The 14,914-nt window shown below is 57.7% G+C and carries 15 protein-coding genes; 6 read left to right on the forward strand and 9 right to left on the reverse strand.

Features of this window, described 5'->3' with window-relative positions; all coding sequences use genetic code 11:
• Positions 1–190 precede the first annotated feature (190 nt).
• Complete coding sequence (locus WCX49_RS09555) at positions 191–409, forward strand: cold-shock protein (RefSeq protein ID WP_231018757.1); 219 nt, start codon at positions 191–193, stop codon at positions 407–409.
• Between the two features lie 101 nt (positions 410–510).
• Here WCX49_RS09555 and WCX49_RS09560 read toward each other — a convergent pair whose 3' ends face one another.
• Positions 511–690 carry a hypothetical protein gene (locus WCX49_RS09560; protein ID WP_345984867.1) on the reverse strand — a complete coding sequence of 60 codons (180 nt, stop codon included), beginning with the start codon at positions 688–690 and terminating at the stop codon, positions 511–513.
• Complete coding sequence (locus WCX49_RS09565) at positions 690–2,039, reverse strand: DEAD/DEAH box helicase (protein WP_345984868.1); 1,350 nt, start codon at positions 2,037–2,039, stop codon at positions 690–692. Before WCX49_RS09565 ends, WCX49_RS09560 begins: the two co-directional genes overlap by 1 nt.
• Positions 2,040–2,394: 355 nt before the next feature.
• Between WCX49_RS09565 and WCX49_RS09570 the strand changes: the two genes are divergently transcribed.
• On the forward strand, positions 2,395–2,745 hold the full coding sequence (locus WCX49_RS09570) for a DUF3147 family protein (RefSeq protein ID WP_345984869.1): 351 nt from the start codon (positions 2,395–2,397) through the stop codon (positions 2,743–2,745).
• A gap of 40 nt (positions 2,746–2,785) precedes the next feature.
• On the forward strand, positions 2,786–3,331 hold the full coding sequence (locus WCX49_RS09575) for a flavin reductase family protein (protein ID WP_345984870.1): 546 nt from the start codon (positions 2,786–2,788) through the stop codon (positions 3,329–3,331).
• A 39-nt stretch (positions 3,332–3,370) separates the two neighbouring features.
• On the opposite strand, the gene WCX49_RS09580 is transcribed toward WCX49_RS09575, so the two are convergent.
• Positions 3,371–4,279 carry a DMT family transporter gene (locus WCX49_RS09580; RefSeq protein WP_345984871.1) on the reverse strand — a complete coding sequence of 303 codons (909 nt, stop codon included), beginning with the start codon at positions 4,277–4,279 and terminating at the stop codon, positions 3,371–3,373.
• Between the two features lie 232 nt (positions 4,280–4,511).
• Between WCX49_RS09580 and WCX49_RS09585 the strand changes: the two genes are divergently transcribed.
• The 3 genes from WCX49_RS09585 to WCX49_RS09595 all read left to right on the forward strand — a co-directional run bounded on the left by WCX49_RS09585 (position 4,512) and on the right by WCX49_RS09595 (position 6,831).
• Positions 4,512–4,853, forward strand: a complete 342-nt coding sequence (locus WCX49_RS09585; RefSeq protein WP_345984872.1) for a hypothetical protein — start codon at positions 4,512–4,514, stop codon at positions 4,851–4,853.
• A 170-nt stretch (positions 4,854–5,023) separates the two neighbouring features.
• Positions 5,024–5,860 carry a DUF6544 family protein gene (locus tag WCX49_RS09590; RefSeq protein WP_345984873.1) on the forward strand — a complete coding sequence of 279 codons (837 nt, stop codon included), beginning with the start codon at positions 5,024–5,026 and terminating at the stop codon, positions 5,858–5,860.
• A gap of 86 nt (positions 5,861–5,946) precedes the next feature.
• Positions 5,947–6,831 (forward strand): diguanylate cyclase, encoded by an 885-nt coding sequence (locus tag WCX49_RS09595; protein WP_345984874.1) that lies wholly within the window; start codon positions 5,947–5,949, stop codon positions 6,829–6,831.
• An 85-nt stretch (positions 6,832–6,916) separates the two neighbouring features.
• Here WCX49_RS09595 and acs read toward each other — a convergent pair whose 3' ends face one another.
• From acs to WCX49_RS09625, 6 genes are read right to left on the reverse strand one after another with little or no spacing between them, the layout of a single operon-like run.
• A complete protein-coding gene (acs, locus tag WCX49_RS09600) occupies positions 6,917–8,890 on the reverse strand; it encodes an acetate--CoA ligase (protein WP_345984875.1) in 1,974 nt (657 codons plus the stop codon).
• Positions 8,887–9,516 (reverse strand): 3'-5' exonuclease, encoded by a 630-nt coding sequence (locus tag WCX49_RS09605; RefSeq protein ID WP_345984876.1) that lies wholly within the window; start codon positions 9,514–9,516, stop codon positions 8,887–8,889. The genes acs and WCX49_RS09605 overlap by 4 nt, the downstream gene beginning before the upstream one ends.
• Positions 9,516–11,333: a putative nucleotidyltransferase substrate binding domain-containing protein gene (locus tag WCX49_RS09610; protein WP_345984877.1), complete on the reverse strand. Its 1,818-nt coding sequence runs from the start codon at positions 11,331–11,333 to the stop codon at positions 9,516–9,518. Before WCX49_RS09610 ends, WCX49_RS09605 begins: the two co-directional genes overlap by 1 nt.
• A 38-nt stretch (positions 11,334–11,371) precedes the next feature.
• A complete protein-coding gene (locus tag WCX49_RS09615) occupies positions 11,372–13,021 on the reverse strand; it encodes a cation acetate symporter (RefSeq protein WP_345984878.1) in 1,650 nt (549 codons plus the stop codon).
• Entirely contained in the window at positions 13,018–13,350 is a 333-nt protein-coding gene (locus WCX49_RS09620) for a DUF485 domain-containing protein (RefSeq protein WP_345984879.1), read from the reverse strand. Before WCX49_RS09620 ends, WCX49_RS09615 begins: the two co-directional genes overlap by 4 nt.
• Positions 13,351–13,363: 13 nt before the next feature.
• Complete coding sequence (locus tag WCX49_RS09625; protein WP_345984880.1) at positions 13,364–14,755, reverse strand: OprD family outer membrane porin; 1,392 nt, start codon at positions 14,753–14,755, stop codon at positions 13,364–13,366.
• Positions 14,756–14,914: the final 159 nt, after the last annotated feature.

The raw sequence follows: 14,914 nt of genomic DNA on the forward strand, positions 1-14,914 counted from the left end.
TCCTTCCGCGCGCCAGCATTTCAGCTTGCGATGTATCTGATTTTGAGATATGATACAGCACAAGAAAGATGATAGAGTGAGTTTCATCTTGGTTAGTTAAGTATTGAAGGCATTCTTTCCTCAATTTTTTCGATACCTTGCAGAGTGCTCCACATTCAATTTCGACGACTACATTACACAAGGACTTGCTTTGGCAGATCTTAAAAAGGGAACCGTTAAGTGGTTCAACAGTGAAAAAGGCTATGGGTTTATCTCCCCTGAAGACGGCGGCAAAGACGTATTTGTACACTTTCGCCAGGTCAACAGAAGCGGTTACGGCCGTGTCGAACTCCAGGAAGGTCAGGAAGTGACTTTCGAGATCGGCGAAGGGCAGAAAGGCCCGCAAGCAGAGAACGTTACTCCGCTTTAAGCCCTATCGGCGGATCACTCCGCCGCCGGGACACCTTTTAAAACCCTTCAGCGTCCTGAAGGTTTTTAAAAGATGCCCTTCCCCGGCTTGGAAAATCCAGGCTAGGCTTCCGGCGCGTTTACCGCTGCCGGTTCCGTTTCCTCTTCGGGAACGTAGATCTCCGGAAGCGGCACATAATCATCGCTTTTCTTGACCTCTTTCTTGAGGCGTTTCGCCTCTTTCTTCTGCTTTTTATCCAGTTCCCGGCGCCGTTTTTCGAATGTCTGCGTACTGCGGGCCATCAGCGCGCTCCCGCTTTCATCTGCGAGAGATAGGCTGCGACATCTTCCGCACGCATCGGCTGTTCTTTACGGCGGTCATTCTGTGCGTTGCGCTTTTTATCACGCTGCCCCTGGCGCGGCTTGGCATCGGTACGCTCGTTACCGTTGCGTGCCGGCCGCTTGTTGGAGGAACTGTTCGTTTTCGGTTTGGCTGCAGATTTCGTCTTTTCGGGCAACCGGGTTTCGAACCCTTCGACACTCTTTTGCGGAATTGACGCTTTGATCAGCTTCTCGATGTTGCGCAGGTAATCGGCCTCTTCGGCGCAGACCAGTGAAACGGCCTCCCCTTCGTTGCCGGCACGGCCGGTCCGGCCGATGCGGTGCACATAGTCCTCGGGCACGTTCGGCAGCTCGAAATTGACGACGTGCGGCAACTGGTCGATATCGATCCCGCGCGCCGCGATGTCCGTCGCGACCAGGACACGGACCCGGCGTTCCTTAAAGGCCGCCAGCGCTTTGGTGCGTGCGTTCTGTGTCTTGTTGCCGTGGATCGCCTCGGAGGGGATACCGTCTGATGTCAATTGCTTGCACAGGCGGTTCGCCCCGTGCTTGGTCCGCGTGAAAACGAGGACCTGCTCCCAGCCGTTGGTGTTGATCAGCGTGGAGAGCAGTGCGCGCTTGCGGTCCTGTTTGACCGGGTAGACGACCTGCGCGACGCGTTCGGACGTCGTGTTGCGGCGGGCGACCTCGATGAGTTCAGGATTGTGCAGCAGGCCGTCGGCCAGCGTCTTGATCTCGTCGGAGAAGGTGGCGGAGAAGAGCAGCTTCTGCGCCTTTTTCGGGACGAGCTTGAGCACCTTCTTGATGTCGTGGATAAACCCCATGTCGAGCATGCGGTCCGCTTCGTCGAGGATCAGCAGCTCGATGCGCGAAAGGTCGATGTTCTTCTGGTTCGCATGGTCGAGCAGGCGCCCCGGCGTCGCGACGACGATGTCCACGCCGCCGCGCAGTTTATTGATCTGCGGGTTGATGTTGACCCCGCCGAAAATCACCGTCGAGTTCAGCTTCAGGTACTTGCCGTAGGTTTCGACGCTCTGCCCCACCTGTGCGGCCAGTTCACGTGTCGGCGTCAACACCAGTGCACGGACGGGACGTTTGCCCTTGGAGGGCGTCGCTTGCGAGAGCAGCTGCAGCATCGGCAGGGTAAAGCCCGCCGTTTTGCCCGTGCCCGTCTGGGCGCCGGCAAGGAGATCTTTCCCGCCGAGCACGACGGGGATCGCCTGTGCCTGGATGGGGGTGGGTTCAGTGTAGCCGGTATCGGCGACAGCACGCAAAAGAGGCTCTGACAAGCCCAGTGTTGAAAATGACATCTATATTCCTGTCAATGAGGGGAGAGTGTAATATCCTCTTAGGATCCTTACGTTCCCTCAAGCCTGCCAAACATCCGAAAACATTATCGATCCAGGCTATATGGTAAAAAAATTGTTAAGGTAATCAGTAGATGCGCTAAGCGATCAAAGAAGTACGAAAACGGAGACAGTCGCAGACCGTGGTGCGCTGAAAGTGGTGACATTATACCACAAACTGCACTCCATCGGTTCGCGCCTGCACCGGACTGACAATGGCGAGCTTCTTCCTTACCACCGGGGCACCGTGCACTGAAGGTTTCAGGCTATAATAGTTCTCATTGGAATGCCGTCTTCTCTGCGGTATGAAAGGGAGCAGATGTATTACTACATCGTCAAAATCATCACCACGACGCTGCTGATCGTCGCGATCTCCGAAATCTCCAAGCGGAGCACCCTCATAGGGAGTATCCTCGCTTCGATCCCTCTGGTCTCGGTCCTGGCGATGATCTGGCTCTATATCGATACCGGCGATACCCAAAAAGTGACGGAGCTCTCCTACAGCATATTCTGGCTGGTTATCCCTTCGCTGGCACTTTTTCTCTCCCTGATACTGCTGCTCAAGCGGGGAGTGGGATTTTATCCGGGCATGGCGCTTTCGATCGTCGTGACCGTTCTGGCCTACTATCTGATGATCACACTTCTGGAGAAGTTTGGCATCAAGCTGTAGCAGCGAAAGAACGCAACGAGGTTTAAACAAGGAGAATGCAATGATGGAAACCATGCCGATCGCAAAAGCCTTTACGCTGATGGAATCCGGCCCGGTCGTCCTTGTGACGACCAAAGACGGAGCGAAAAACAACATCATGACCATCTCCTGGACGATGGTCATGGATTTCACGCCGGTGTTCGCCATCACCACGGGGCCCTGGAACTACTCTTTTGCCGCGCTGCAACAAACACGCGAGTGCGTCATTGCGATCCCTACCGTCGACCTTATCGACACGGTCGTCGGCATCGGCACCTGCAGCGGCTCGGATACGGACAAATTCGGGAAATTCGGTCTCACCCCTCTTGACGGGGGATTTGTCGGTGCACCGCTCATCAAAGAGTGCCTGGCGAACATCGAGTGCGAGGTCGTCGATATTATCGAAAAACACAACATCATCGTGCTCGAAGGCGTGGCGGCCTGGTTCGACCATGCCCGACAGGAGCAGCGGGCCCTTCACGCCGTCGGCGACGGTACTTTCATCGTCGACGGCGAAAGAATCGACCGCAAGCGGATGATGCGCTCAAAACTTCCTGACGGCGTCTGATTCACAGGAACTCATCTCCCTGCCTGCAAAAAGTAGAACCTATTTCCCCGGCACCACAGGTTTCGCCGAAAACAGCGAAACGTAAATCCCCGTTCCGATCAGAAGCGCCCCGACAACGTGGTAGAACTGCAGGGTTTCGCCAAGGAAAATGTAGGCCAGAATGGCGCCGAAAAGCGGCATGAGGTGGGCGAACTGCCCCGTTTTCGCCGCACCGAGGACGTCGATCCCCTTGTTCCAGAAGATATAGGAGAGGATCGAGGCAAAGAGCGAGACGTAGATGAAGTATGCCCAGTAGTTTTCAAGCAGCACGGCCTCCGCGTGGAACGTATAGCCCTGCGCCAGGTAGATCGGCAGCAGGTAGAGGAAGCCCAGGTACATATTGGCCATAAAGAGCTCCGCGCTGCTGTAGCCCGCGGGTTTCAGTTTGAAAAGGACCGAGTAGAGCGCCCACGACAGCGAACTCGCCAGCATCCAGAAGTCGCCGTGGTTGAGACTTAGCGCCGAGACGCTTCCGAAATCGCCTTTGAGGATCAGGAAAACAACCCCCGCCGTCGACAGCGCGATGCCTGCGACCTGGCGCCCGCTCACGTCGTGCTTGAGCATCATCGCCGAGAGGATCAGGATCATGATGGGGACGCTGGAGTTGATAAGCAGTGCGTTGGTCGCCGTCGTCGTCTGCAGGGCGGTGTAAAGGATGGTATTGAAAAACGTCACGCTGAGGATGGCCAGCACGGATGTCACGATGAAGTGTTCGCGGACCAGCTTCAGGACATTACGGAGGCTGACATGGTAGAACGCCGGCAGCAGCATGAGGCAGACGAAGGCCCAGCGGAAAAAGGCCAGTTCCAGCGGCTGCACGTCATCCCGGACAAAACGGCCGAGAATAAAGTTGCCGGACCAGAAAAGCACGCAGAGGCCGACAAGGAGATAGACGCTGTACTTTTTCATTGTGCCCCCTTGCCGTTATGAAGCGGCATTGTAACAACTTTTTACCACTCGGTGTTTTGAACAAAAGATAATCAACATATCTTTCAGGACACGCCAACGGTTTGGTAGGCTTGGGCAGGCTTCCATAGTGGAAGCAGGTTCGATGCAACAAATGTTTTTTTACTTGCATATCGCCACCATTTCAGTCCCAGCCACTATTACTCGCAACGTATAGATTACGGAGGAATTCATCGTGAAAAAATTGATCTTGGCACTTCTTGCCCTCGGTCTGTTGTTATCAACAAACGTCTTTGCCCAGGATGCCAAATTCTGTGTGCACCTTGACGACCGGTGGGGTGACAACTGCGGTTCTTCAGACTCATTGTCCATCAAAGTCACCAACCAGTGCAACCAGCGCGTCTATGTCAAGATGTGCCTTGAAAAGAAAAACGGGAACTGGTCCTGCGGATCGGACTCCACGCTTGACCCGGGCGAAACCAACAACGGGTTCTACACCTGCCACGCGACGGGCGACTACCAATGGTCGGCCTGTACGGGCGGCTACAACGAGTGCGGTTTCAAAAATCCGCGCTGACCCTCAATACTATTCCTTGGAGTGCGGCCAATCATTTTGATCTGGGCAAAACGGCGCCGTCCTCCAATCCCCACTTCACTGCCGAAAGCACCCTGCTACCCTTATGCCCGAAGCGTCATCATGAATTGGCTATGATAAACACTATGTTACACCGCTACAGGACACGCGTCATGACTGTGCTCACCTTTTTCCTCGGCATCCTGGCCCTGCTGCTCGTCGCCCTCGTGCTGCTGCGCTACTATGACTACCGTGCGGAAGCGCAAGAATGGCAGCGGCTGCGCTCAAAACAGCCCCTCCAGCCTGCGCGTTTCGACCCGGTAATGGTCACGGAGCTGCCCGTTGCGGCGCAGCGTTACTTCGCCTATACCATCGCTCCCGGCACGCCCCTGCTAAACGTCGCCGAGATCGACATGAAGGGGCGGTTCAGCCTCAAGCCGCCCGAGTACCTGCCCATGGAAGCCCGGCAGATCCTCGCCCTGCCCCACGGGTTTGTCTGGAAGATGCACCTCATCGGCGGCCTGCCCGTTTCCGGTTCCGATACGGGCAGCTGGACGCGCTTCAGGATACTGGGGCTCGTGCCCGTCGCCCGGGCGGGCGGCGAGGCGGACCATACCCGCTCCGCCTTCGGCCGCTACGTCATCGAGGCCCTCTTCTGGACCCCGGCGGCCCTGCTGCCCGGACCGGGCATCACATGGGAGTCGGTAAGCGAAAACGTCGCCCGCGTCACCGTAACAAAGGGCGAGCTTTCACAGGCAGTGGAGATCACGCTGGGCGACGACGGACGGCCCGTTGAAGTCTCCATGATGCGCTGGAGCAATGCCAACCCGCAAAAAACGTACCGGCTGCAGCCCTTCGGCGGGACGCTGTCGGATTTCCGCGACGTCTCCGGTTACCGCCTCCCCTTCAGGGTCGAAGGGGGCAATATGTTCGGCACCGGTGAATACTTCCCCTTTTACAAGGCGGAAGTCACGGCGATCCGTTTCCCTTCACCCTCGCCGCTGCAGTGACCTTCCTGAAAAAAACTGGTAAATGATTAAAAATTATGATAGTCTGATGCCAGAGAAAGCATTGCGTGCGTAGAGGAGGGAATGACATGTACCGTATCAACAGGGAGAAGCTCCAGGCCATTATCCAGGAACTGGACCAGGCCATGTACAATCACAGCCAATGGTACCAGAACATCATCCGTTCCCTCGTCTGCCGCCTCCCCTTCGATCACCGGGACCTGGCCGATGACGCCCACCGCCAATGCACGTTCGGCCAGTGGTACTATCACTGTAGCGACGCCGAAATCCAGCAGAACAAGACCTTCCAGTCCATCCGCACCGAACACCGTCAGACCCACCAGTTTGTCCAGAAACTCCTGCAGGCCTCGGAAAAGAACAAACCGGTGCTGCCCATCGACTACGACAACTTCGCCAACGCCGTCGAGCGGCTGCGCCTGAACATGCAGACGCTCAAATACGAGCTCGAAGAGACCCTCTACAACCGCGATCCGCTCACCGGGGTCAGCAACCGTATCAGCATGCTCAGCGACCTGCGCAAACAGATGGAGCTGATCGAGCGCCACGTCGAGACGACGGTGATCGCCATTCTCGACCTTGACCACTTCAAACAGGTCAACGACAGCTACGGCCACCCGATGGGTGACACGGTCCTCTCCGAAATCGCGGCGTTTATTCTGCAGCACCTGCGCGCGTACGACAGCATCTACCGCTACGGCGGCGAGGAGTTCCTGATCATGATGCCCCACTCCGATCTCGACACGGCTACCGCCATCATCGAACGTATCCGCGAGGGCGTCGGAAACGTCCGGACACGCAGCAGCGGCGGCGAACCGATCAGCGTCACCGTTTCGGCCGGCCTGACGCAGCTACGCGAACACCAGAGCATCGAAGCCGCCATCCAGAGTGCCGACAAGGCCCTTTACGATGCGAAGCTGCTGGGGCGCAACCGGGTGGTCGTCGCGTCTTCATAAGACAACTGTTTGTAGTGATTTGATCCAGGGTAGTTGAGGAAAAAAGTGAAAGAAGCGGGAACGCCGCGGCGCTCCCGAAGAGGGGTTATACGCGGCAGGCGTTGACGACTTCCTGGATCTTCTCGACGACACTGGGGTCTTCGAGTGTCGATGTATCCTGGGTGATCGCCTCGCCCTTGGCGATAGAGCGGAGGATGCGGCGCATGATCTTGCCCGAACGGGTCTTCGGCAGGCCCGGAACGAAGGCGATGTCGTCACAGACGGCGATGTTGCCGATCTCCGTTTTGATGACATTGTTGATCTCTTTGCTCATCTCGACGTCTTCAGCCATGCTCTCCTCACCTTTGAGGACGATATAAGCAAAGATGGACTCACCCTTGATATCGTGCGGCTTGCCGACGACGGCGACTTCGGCGACGTTGGAGTGTTTCTTACACGCCGCTTCGACCTCGGCCGTTCCCATACGGTGGCCGGAGACGTTGATGACGTCGTCCGTACGGCCCGTGATGGTGATGTAACCGTCCTCGTCGTAGTTCGCGCCGTCTCCGGTGAAGTAGACCGGCTCGCCGTCTTTCTTGACGTCGCCGAAGTAGGACTTCACGAAACGCTCCGGGTCTCCCCAGACGCCGCGGATCATCGACGGCCACGGCTTGGTGACACACATGTAGCCGCTCTCGCCGGCACCGACTTTTTTACCGGTCTGCGGGTCGAGGATCTCGCCCATGATGCCCGGCAGCGGCAGGGTGGCACAGGCCGGTTTGATCGGCGTCGCCCCCGGCAGCGGCGTGACGATGTGGCCGCCCGTTTCCGTCTGCCAGTAGGTGTCGACGATGGCGCATTTGCTCCCGCCGATCTCCTCGTAGTACCACTTCCACGCCGGCGGGTCGATCGGCTCGCCGACGGTACCGAGGACCTTCAGGCTGGAGAGGTCGTACTTCTTCGGCTCTTCCGCACCCGTCTTGTGCAGGACGCGGATCGCCGTCGGCGCCGTGTAGAACTGGTTGATCTTGTACTCTTCGACCATTTTCCACGGGCGTCCCGCGTCCGGATAGGTCGGGACCCCTTCGAACATCAGCGTCGTCGCGCCCATCGCGAGCGGGCCGTAGACGATGTAGGTGTGGCCGGTGATCCAGCCGATGTCCGCCGTACACCAGTAAGTGTCGTTCTCTTTGACGTCGAAGACCCACTCCATCGTCATCTGTGCCCAGAGGATGTAGCCGGCCGTGTTGTGCTGGACCCCCTTCGGTTTGCCCGTGGAACCGGAGGTGTAGAGCAGGAACATCGGGTCTTCCGCGTCCATCGGTTCGCTTTCGCAGACGGCGGACTGCTGGTCGATCATCTCGTTATAGGAGTAGTCACGGCCCGCTTTCCATTCGACATCCTCGCCGTTGCGCTGAACGACGAGGACCTTCTCGACGCATTCGCAGCCCGATTCCAGCGCTTTGTCGACGACCGGCTTGAGCATGTACGGCTTGTCCTTGCGGAAGGCGCCGTCGGCCGTGATGACGAGCTTCGCCTCGGCGTCGATGACACGGTCGCGCAGCGCTTCCGCGGAGAACCCGCCGAAGACGATGGAGTGGATCGCACCGATACGCGTACACGCCAGCATGGCGTAGGCCGCTTCGAGGATCATCGGCATATAGATGACGACGCGGTCGCCCTTCTTGATACCGAACTCTTTCTTGAGCAGGTTCGCCATTTTGTTGACGTTGTAGTAGAGCTCAAGGTAGGTGACGATCTGCTTGTCGCCGCGGTCCCCTTCGAAAATGATCGCCGCTTTGTTCTTGCGGGAGTCGAGATGACGGTCGATACACTGGTGCGCGACGTTCAGTTTTCCGCCTTCGAACCATTTGACAAAAGGCATGTTGCTGTCGTCGAGCACTTTGCCGTACGGCTCGAACCAGTCAATCTTCTCTTTCGCGAAGTGGTCCCAGAACCCTTCGTAATCCTCTTCGGCCCATGACGCCAGTTCTTTGTATTCGCACATGTTCTTGATGCGTGCCGTTTTGGCAAACTCGCGGTTTGGCTGAAAAACCGGTTTGACTGTTGTATCACTCATGTTCTCTCTCCTGTTTTGAGTTTAATCGTATTGTTCAATTTTATAAAGATCATTGCCGTCATGATCGCGTCGTTGACGGCGTTATGCCGCCCCATCGGGGGCACTCCCAGGTTGGCAAGGATTGTATCAAAGCGTAAATCAATGTTTCCTTGCGGAATCCCGAAATTTTTTTTGTCAAAGTAAAGGCCCGAAACCTCTATTTTCGGGTTGGGAAGCTCCACCCCGAGCCAGGGTTTGACGTAGCGGTTGATCATCGCCACGTCAAACTCCAGATAATACCCTGCCAGCGGCCGCGGGCCGATAAACTGCAGGAACCTTTCAATCCCCTCCGGCGGAGAGAGCGCATACTCAAGGTCGCAGGGCCTGATACCGTGCACCTCGATGCTCTCCGCCGGGATGGGCCTGTCCGTTTTGAGGTAGACCTCGAAGGTCTCGGAGGTGAGGATCCGGTTGCCTTTCACCTTCACCGCGCCGATGGAGATCACCTCGTCTTTCCTGGGATCGAGCCCCGTCGTCTCCGTGTCGAAAACGACCACCTCGTCACCGTCATAGGGCTCGAACAAAAAGGCGTATGCCTCGTCCTTGAGCCTCTTGCGGTTCCGTTTTCTGCGCCACGCCCCGAACATCACATCACCATGTTCAGGTGGAAGTGATAGGTCAGCAGTTTCTTGAGGGCATTGACGACCTTGAAACTGTCCTTGAGCAGGTCCCGCTCCAGCTTGTCGAGCTCACCGGGACGGACCTCGTTGAGCATCCATTCGTCGCCGGGGCGTGCCAGGCGGGCCCGCAGCCTGATCGAGAGCAGCGTGTCATACGCCTCCATCAGCTCCGCCGAGAAGGTCTTGTCGAACACCCCGATATTGTTGAGCTGCTTGATCCGCTCGAAGGTGTTCGTCTCGCGGATCTTCTTCTGCAGCGCCAGGACGCGGATGCCGTGGACGATGGCGAAGATGCCCCCTTTTTTCAGGTTCAGCGTGTTGCCCTGGCTGCGTTCGACGACCAGCCCCGAAAAGAGGCTCAGCGGTGTTTCGAAGCTCAGTGCCGCCTTCGCCATATGGGCCAGGACGTCGTCACGCCCCTCAAAGCGGCCGTAGAGGTACTGTTTGGCACGTTCCAGGAGCTCCGCGTTCCCGGCGACGCAGCGCGCATCCAGGAAGATGTCGAGGTTCTGCAGCGCCGCCTCGTCCATCGAGCCGACCCAACCGTCGATATCGGACTGGTACGCACCCAGCGGGCGGCGCCACTGAGGGTTGGTGACCATGACGTTGCCCGGGCAGTCGGGGAAGCCGAGCTGCCGCAGAGCGTCGTTCATCGCGGCCATCTCTTCGGCAAAATCCTTCCCGCACCCCTCGCGGATAATGAGGCCGTTGTCCTGGTCGGTGCGCAGGATCTGCTCGCCGCGCCCTTCGCTCCCCATCACTATAAGGGCGCAGTCGTCCCGGTGCTCCGGCGCGACGCAGAACTCGAACACCTTGCGGTAGATCTTCGTATTGAGGGCATTGACCAGTTTGGTGATATAGCGGACCTTGACCCCCTTGGTGTGCAGGGAACGGATCAGGTTGACCATCTCTTCGCCGATGCGCTGAAGCGCCGCGATGCTGTCGGCTTTCTCCACCTGCATCGCCACCAGGTAGGAGTGGCTGGCGAAGAAGCTGAGCAGGTCGAGCTGCTCGAGGATACCGACGACACTGCCCCCGTCCGTCACGGCGATCCGTTTGATGTGGTGCGCGGTGAACTGCAGCAGCGCGTTAAAGAGGAAGTCCTGTTTTTCGATGGTGATCAGCGGGCGGGTGGCGATGGTCCCGATCGCGGCGGAGGCCTCGACAGCACCCATCAGGACGCTTCGGCGCAGGTCCGTATCGGTCACGATACCGTAGCCCTCTTCGCCTTCGACGAGGATCGCCGGGCTCTTCATCGCCTCCATCCGGCGCACCGCCTCCGCAATGGGGGTCTCACCCGCGACGATGCAGGGCGTATGCAGGTAGATATCCCCGATGCGCGCCACCATGAACGGTGTCAGGTCGTTCTGCTGCTTGAGCATTTTGAGCTGTTCGTGCTTGGTGACAAAGTCTTCGAGGTAGAAGTGTTTGAAGGCGTCGTGGTCCTGGATGAGATCGAGAAAGACCTGTTTGGGGAGTTCGTAGCAGATGAGATCTTCGTGCACGACGAAGCGTTTGTCCGTTTTGCCGTAGATGAGGGCGTCGGCGTCGAAGCTGTCCATCGCCCCGTAGACGTCGGTCAGCTCCTCGCCCAGCCACTCATGCACGCTGCCTTTGATGATGATGTAGAGGCACTCCGCTGGGACGTTGGGCGAGACCAGTACCGTCTCCTGCGGATAGTAGGCGATATCCATCTGCGCCATGACGTTGTCCAGCGCCCGCGATGACAACAGGTCAAAGGGGTGCATCGACGCCAAAAGCTGCTTCTGGTCGAATATGCTCATTAATACCTCATGCTAACACGGGAGCCACGCTCCCGCAATTAATGGCTGACGGCGCCTTCGGCACCGATACCAGTCTGTGAACGGATGTTCTGGGCCTCGAAGGCTTCACGTTCGTTCTCGCCGTCCGCGCTCTTGTCGGTAATGGAGAAGAACCAGATACCGACGAAGGCGACCGTGACGGAGAAGAGCGCCGGGTACTTGTACGGGAAGACCGCTTCCGCGTTACCGAGGATCTGTACCCAGACGATGGGGCCCAGGATCACCAGCAGTACCGCCGTAGCGAGTCCCAGCGAACCGCCGATGACGGCACCGCGTGTGGTCAGTCTCTTCCAGAACATGGAGAGGAAGAGCACCGGGAAGTTCGCGGATGCGGCGATGGCGAAGGCCAGACCGACCATGAACGCGATGTTCTGCTTCTCAAACGCAATCCCCAGCAGGATCGCGACGATCCCCATGACGACGACGGCGATCTTGGAGATGCGCATCTCCTGCATCTCGTCGACCTGCCCGCGGCGGAAGACGTTGGCGTAGAGGTCGTGGCTGATCGCCGAAGCACCCGCCAGCGTCAGACCGGAGACGACCGCGAGGATCGTCGCGAAGGCCACCGCCGAGATGAAGCCGAGGAAGAAGTTCCCGCCGACCGCGTGGCTGAGGTGGATCGCCGCCATGTTGTTACCGCCGAGCAGTGCGCCCGCCGCATCAAGGTAGTGCGGGTTGGTCGCCACCATGACAATCGCCCCGAACCCGATGATAAAAGTCAGGATATAGAAATAGCCGATGAAACCGGTCGCATAGAAGACCGATTTGCGTGCCTCTTTGGCGTCGGAGACGGTAAAGAAGCGCATCAGGATATGCGGCAGACCCGCCGTACCGAACATCAGCGCGATACCGAGGCTGATCGCGGAGACCGGGTCGCTGACCAGGCCGCCCGGGCTCATGATGGCATCGTGCGTGCTGTGGACTTCGACCGCTTTCGAGAAGAGCGCTTCAAAGCTGAACCCGAAGTGCGCCATGACGGCGATCGCCATAAAGGTCGCACCGGAGAGCAGCAGCCCCGCCTTGATGATCTGGACCCACGTCGTCGCCAGCATCCCGCCGAAGGTGACGTAGAGGATCATAAGCACACCGACCAGGATGACCGCGACCTCGTACGGCAGACCGAAGAGGATCTGGATCAGCTTGCCCGAACCGACCATCTGCGCGATCAGGTAGAGCGTCACCGTCGCGATGGAGCCGAAGGCCGCCAGGGTACGGATCGGTGTCTGTCTCAGGCGGAAGGAGGCGACGTCGGCAAAGGTGTACTTGCCAAGGTTGCGCAGGCGCTCCGCCACGAGGAAGAGGATCAGCGGCCAGCCGACCAGGAAACCGATGGAGTAGATCAGCCCGTCATACCCTTTGAGGAAGACGAGGCCGGAGATCCCCAGGAACGATGCGGCGGACATGTAGTCGCCCGCAATCGCCATCCCGTTCTGGAAGCCCGTGATCCCGCCGCCGGCGGTATAGAAGTCCTTGGCCGTTTTCGTGCGCTTGGCCGCCCAGTAGGTAATACCCAGCGTCGCACCGACGAAGACGAGGAACATCACGATCGCGGAGACGTTCAGCGGCTGTTTTTCCACGGCACCCTCAATGGCGCCCGATGCCATCAGCGTGGATGCTGCGGCGGTCAAAAGAATGAGAAGACGTTTCATTCAGCCCCCTTTGCCATGTCGCGCTCGAGTTCGGCACGCACCTCGCGGTTAAGATCGTCGAACTCGCCGTTGGCGCGCTTGACGTAAATTCCCGTCAGAATAAAGGCGATAAAGATAATCGCAACACCGACCGGGATGCCGACCGTCGTGACCCCCGTCTCGCTCAGCGGCGTGCCGAGCAGCGCGGGATCAAAGGCGATCGTGAGGATAAAGGTGAAATAGACCACCAGCATCACGATGGAAAGTTTCCAGGCGAAAGCGCTGCGCGTCTTCACCAGTTCCTGGTACTTCGGGTTGTTCTTAATGTGCTCAACCATTTCCTGTGTCATGACCGTCCTTTAATTAAAAGTTATAGTTTACAATAAACCGATATTCGTTCCAGCCCGTGTCGCTGCCCGCTGTTGCTTCCGCAAACTTCCTCGGAAAGTTCCCGCGCAAACGCAGCTGCAGGTTCTTGACCGCTTCGGGGTAGTACTGGATATCGAACCCTGATTCCGATGCCGTGCGCTCCACGCCGTAGCCGCTTTCGGCATCCATATCGAACGATGCGTAGAACACGGCCGTCGAGAGGTTCGTCCCGAGCGATTTGAAGTTGTAGCTCGCCGCCGCTTTCCACGCTTTCGTCCCGGCAAAGAACTGGTGACGCGTCACCATGCCCTGCGTATAGGCCGGCATGCCGCCGAATTGGGAGATGATGGCATGTTTGTACGCATCGTCGCCGGCATCGTTGGCCGTCGTCTCCGAATAGGCCGCATAGGCCGTCAGACCGGCATAACTGGCACCGACTTTCGCCGCCCAGTAAAAGGAATCGACTTTACCTTCTCCGTAGACCGGCGTACCGTTGATGTCTTTGGCGACAGAAACGTTGCTCAAGTATTCACTTCCGACGCTGTCCTGCTTGATCGCCTGCACCGCCACGAACGGATGAACGTTCGCGTTGAGCAGGCAGTCCCAGGTCGCCCCTACTTCCGCATAGAGCGTGTTATACAGATCCCATGCATAATCGTTCGAAAGCTTTGCATTGAAGTTTTTGTTTTTAAAACTCACCATAGCATTGGTAACACCGCCTGTGTTCTTCCCGACGGCGGCCTTCCCCATGTTGTAGTATTTTCCTGCGACGACATCGCCTTCCGTCGTGTAACCGGACGTAACAGGCAGCATGCCGCCGGCATACGGATGGTACGCGTTATAGAAAGAGCCGTAGGCAACCGCCTGGACCTGCGCAACCTGGAACTCGACGTTTTCAATATCGCTGTTCGTCAGCTTGTACGCTTCGAACGTGGTGGGAAGCATACGCGCGTCGTCGCCGCCCATCATCGGTGTATCGTAGCGCTGGTAACCGAGCTTGGCAACGGTTTTTGTCCCCAGTGCGCTCATGTCGTAATTGATATACGCCTCGCCCACGATGGCGTAGTTCTCATAGCCCGTTCCCAGCAGGGAGGGGTCCATCACTTTCAAGTCGAACGTATGAATCGCGTTCGTCGTATAGAGCGCCGCGGCGGCACTCAGGCCGTTCCAGGCATCCAGCGTATACTTGAGGTTGCCGCCCAGCGCCAGGGAATTGCGGTGGGTATCCGCACCCGAACCGCCCTGGTACTCTCTGTCGACGTAAAACATCCGGATCTGACCGCTGGCTTGCCCCTCGGAAAACATCGCGCTCAGGTCTTCGGCGCCAAAGAGGTTTGCACCGCCGAGCAGGCCAACCGCCAAGACGCTTGAAGCTATTTTTTTCATTTTCTCTCCCCGTAATGAAGCTTAAGTTGCATCGTAAGAGAGAAAAATAGCATCAACATAGCATTCAAGCGAATCGATAAAAAAAAAGGCCTTTCACTCAACAGTGTAACTTTTAGTTACATATCTATCCTCCGCCATCGTCGTATTGTTACTATTGGT

Origin of the sequence: Sulfurimonas sp. HSL-1656, assembly GCF_039645585.1 — a bacterium.
In the GTDB taxonomy this organism is placed as follows: domain Bacteria; phylum Campylobacterota; class Campylobacteria; order Campylobacterales; family Sulfurimonadaceae; genus Thiomicrolovo; species Thiomicrolovo subterrani.

What these genes read in the sequence shown, in the direction of transcription:
- WCX49_RS09560 (WP_345984867.1), bottom strand. Translation starts at nt 690, where the DNA reads ATGGCCCGCAGTACGCAGACATTCGAAAAACGGCGCCGGGAACTGGAT.
- WCX49_RS09610 (WP_345984877.1), bottom strand. Translation starts at nt 11,333, where the DNA reads ATGAGCATATTCGACCAGAAGCAGCTTTTGGCGTCGATGCACCCCTTT.
- WCX49_RS09605 (WP_345984876.1), bottom strand. Translation starts at nt 9,516, where the DNA reads ATGTTCGGGGCGTGGCGCAGAAAACGGAACCGCAAGAGGCTCAAGGAC.
- WCX49_RS09620 (WP_345984879.1), bottom strand. Translation starts at nt 13,350, where the DNA reads ATGACACAGGAAATGGTTGAGCACATTAAGAACAACCCGAAGTACCAG.
- WCX49_RS09625 (WP_345984880.1), bottom strand. Translation starts at nt 14,755, where the DNA reads ATGAAAAAAATAGCTTCAAGCGTCTTGGCGGTTGGCCTGCTCGGCGGT.
- WCX49_RS09595 (WP_345984874.1), top strand. Translation starts at nt 5,947, where the DNA reads ATGTACCGTATCAACAGGGAGAAGCTCCAGGCCATTATCCAGGAACTG.
- WCX49_RS09570 (WP_345984869.1), top strand. Translation starts at nt 2,395, where the DNA reads ATGTATTACTACATCGTCAAAATCATCACCACGACGCTGCTGATCGTC.
- WCX49_RS09580 (WP_345984871.1), bottom strand. Translation starts at nt 4,279, where the DNA reads ATGAAAAAGTACAGCGTCTATCTCCTTGTCGGCCTCTGCGTGCTTTTC.
- WCX49_RS09615 (WP_345984878.1), bottom strand. Translation starts at nt 13,021, where the DNA reads ATGAAACGTCTTCTCATTCTTTTGACCGCCGCAGCATCCACGCTGATG.
- WCX49_RS09575 (WP_345984870.1), top strand. Translation starts at nt 2,786, where the DNA reads ATGATGGAAACCATGCCGATCGCAAAAGCCTTTACGCTGATGGAATCC.
- WCX49_RS09565 (WP_345984868.1), bottom strand. Translation starts at nt 2,039, where the DNA reads ATGTCATTTTCAACACTGGGCTTGTCAGAGCCTCTTTTGCGTGCTGTC.
- WCX49_RS09590 (WP_345984873.1), top strand. Translation starts at nt 5,024, where the DNA reads ATGACTGTGCTCACCTTTTTCCTCGGCATCCTGGCCCTGCTGCTCGTC.
- acs (WP_345984875.1), bottom strand. Translation starts at nt 8,890, where the DNA reads ATGAGTGATACAACAGTCAAACCGGTTTTTCAGCCAAACCGCGAGTTT.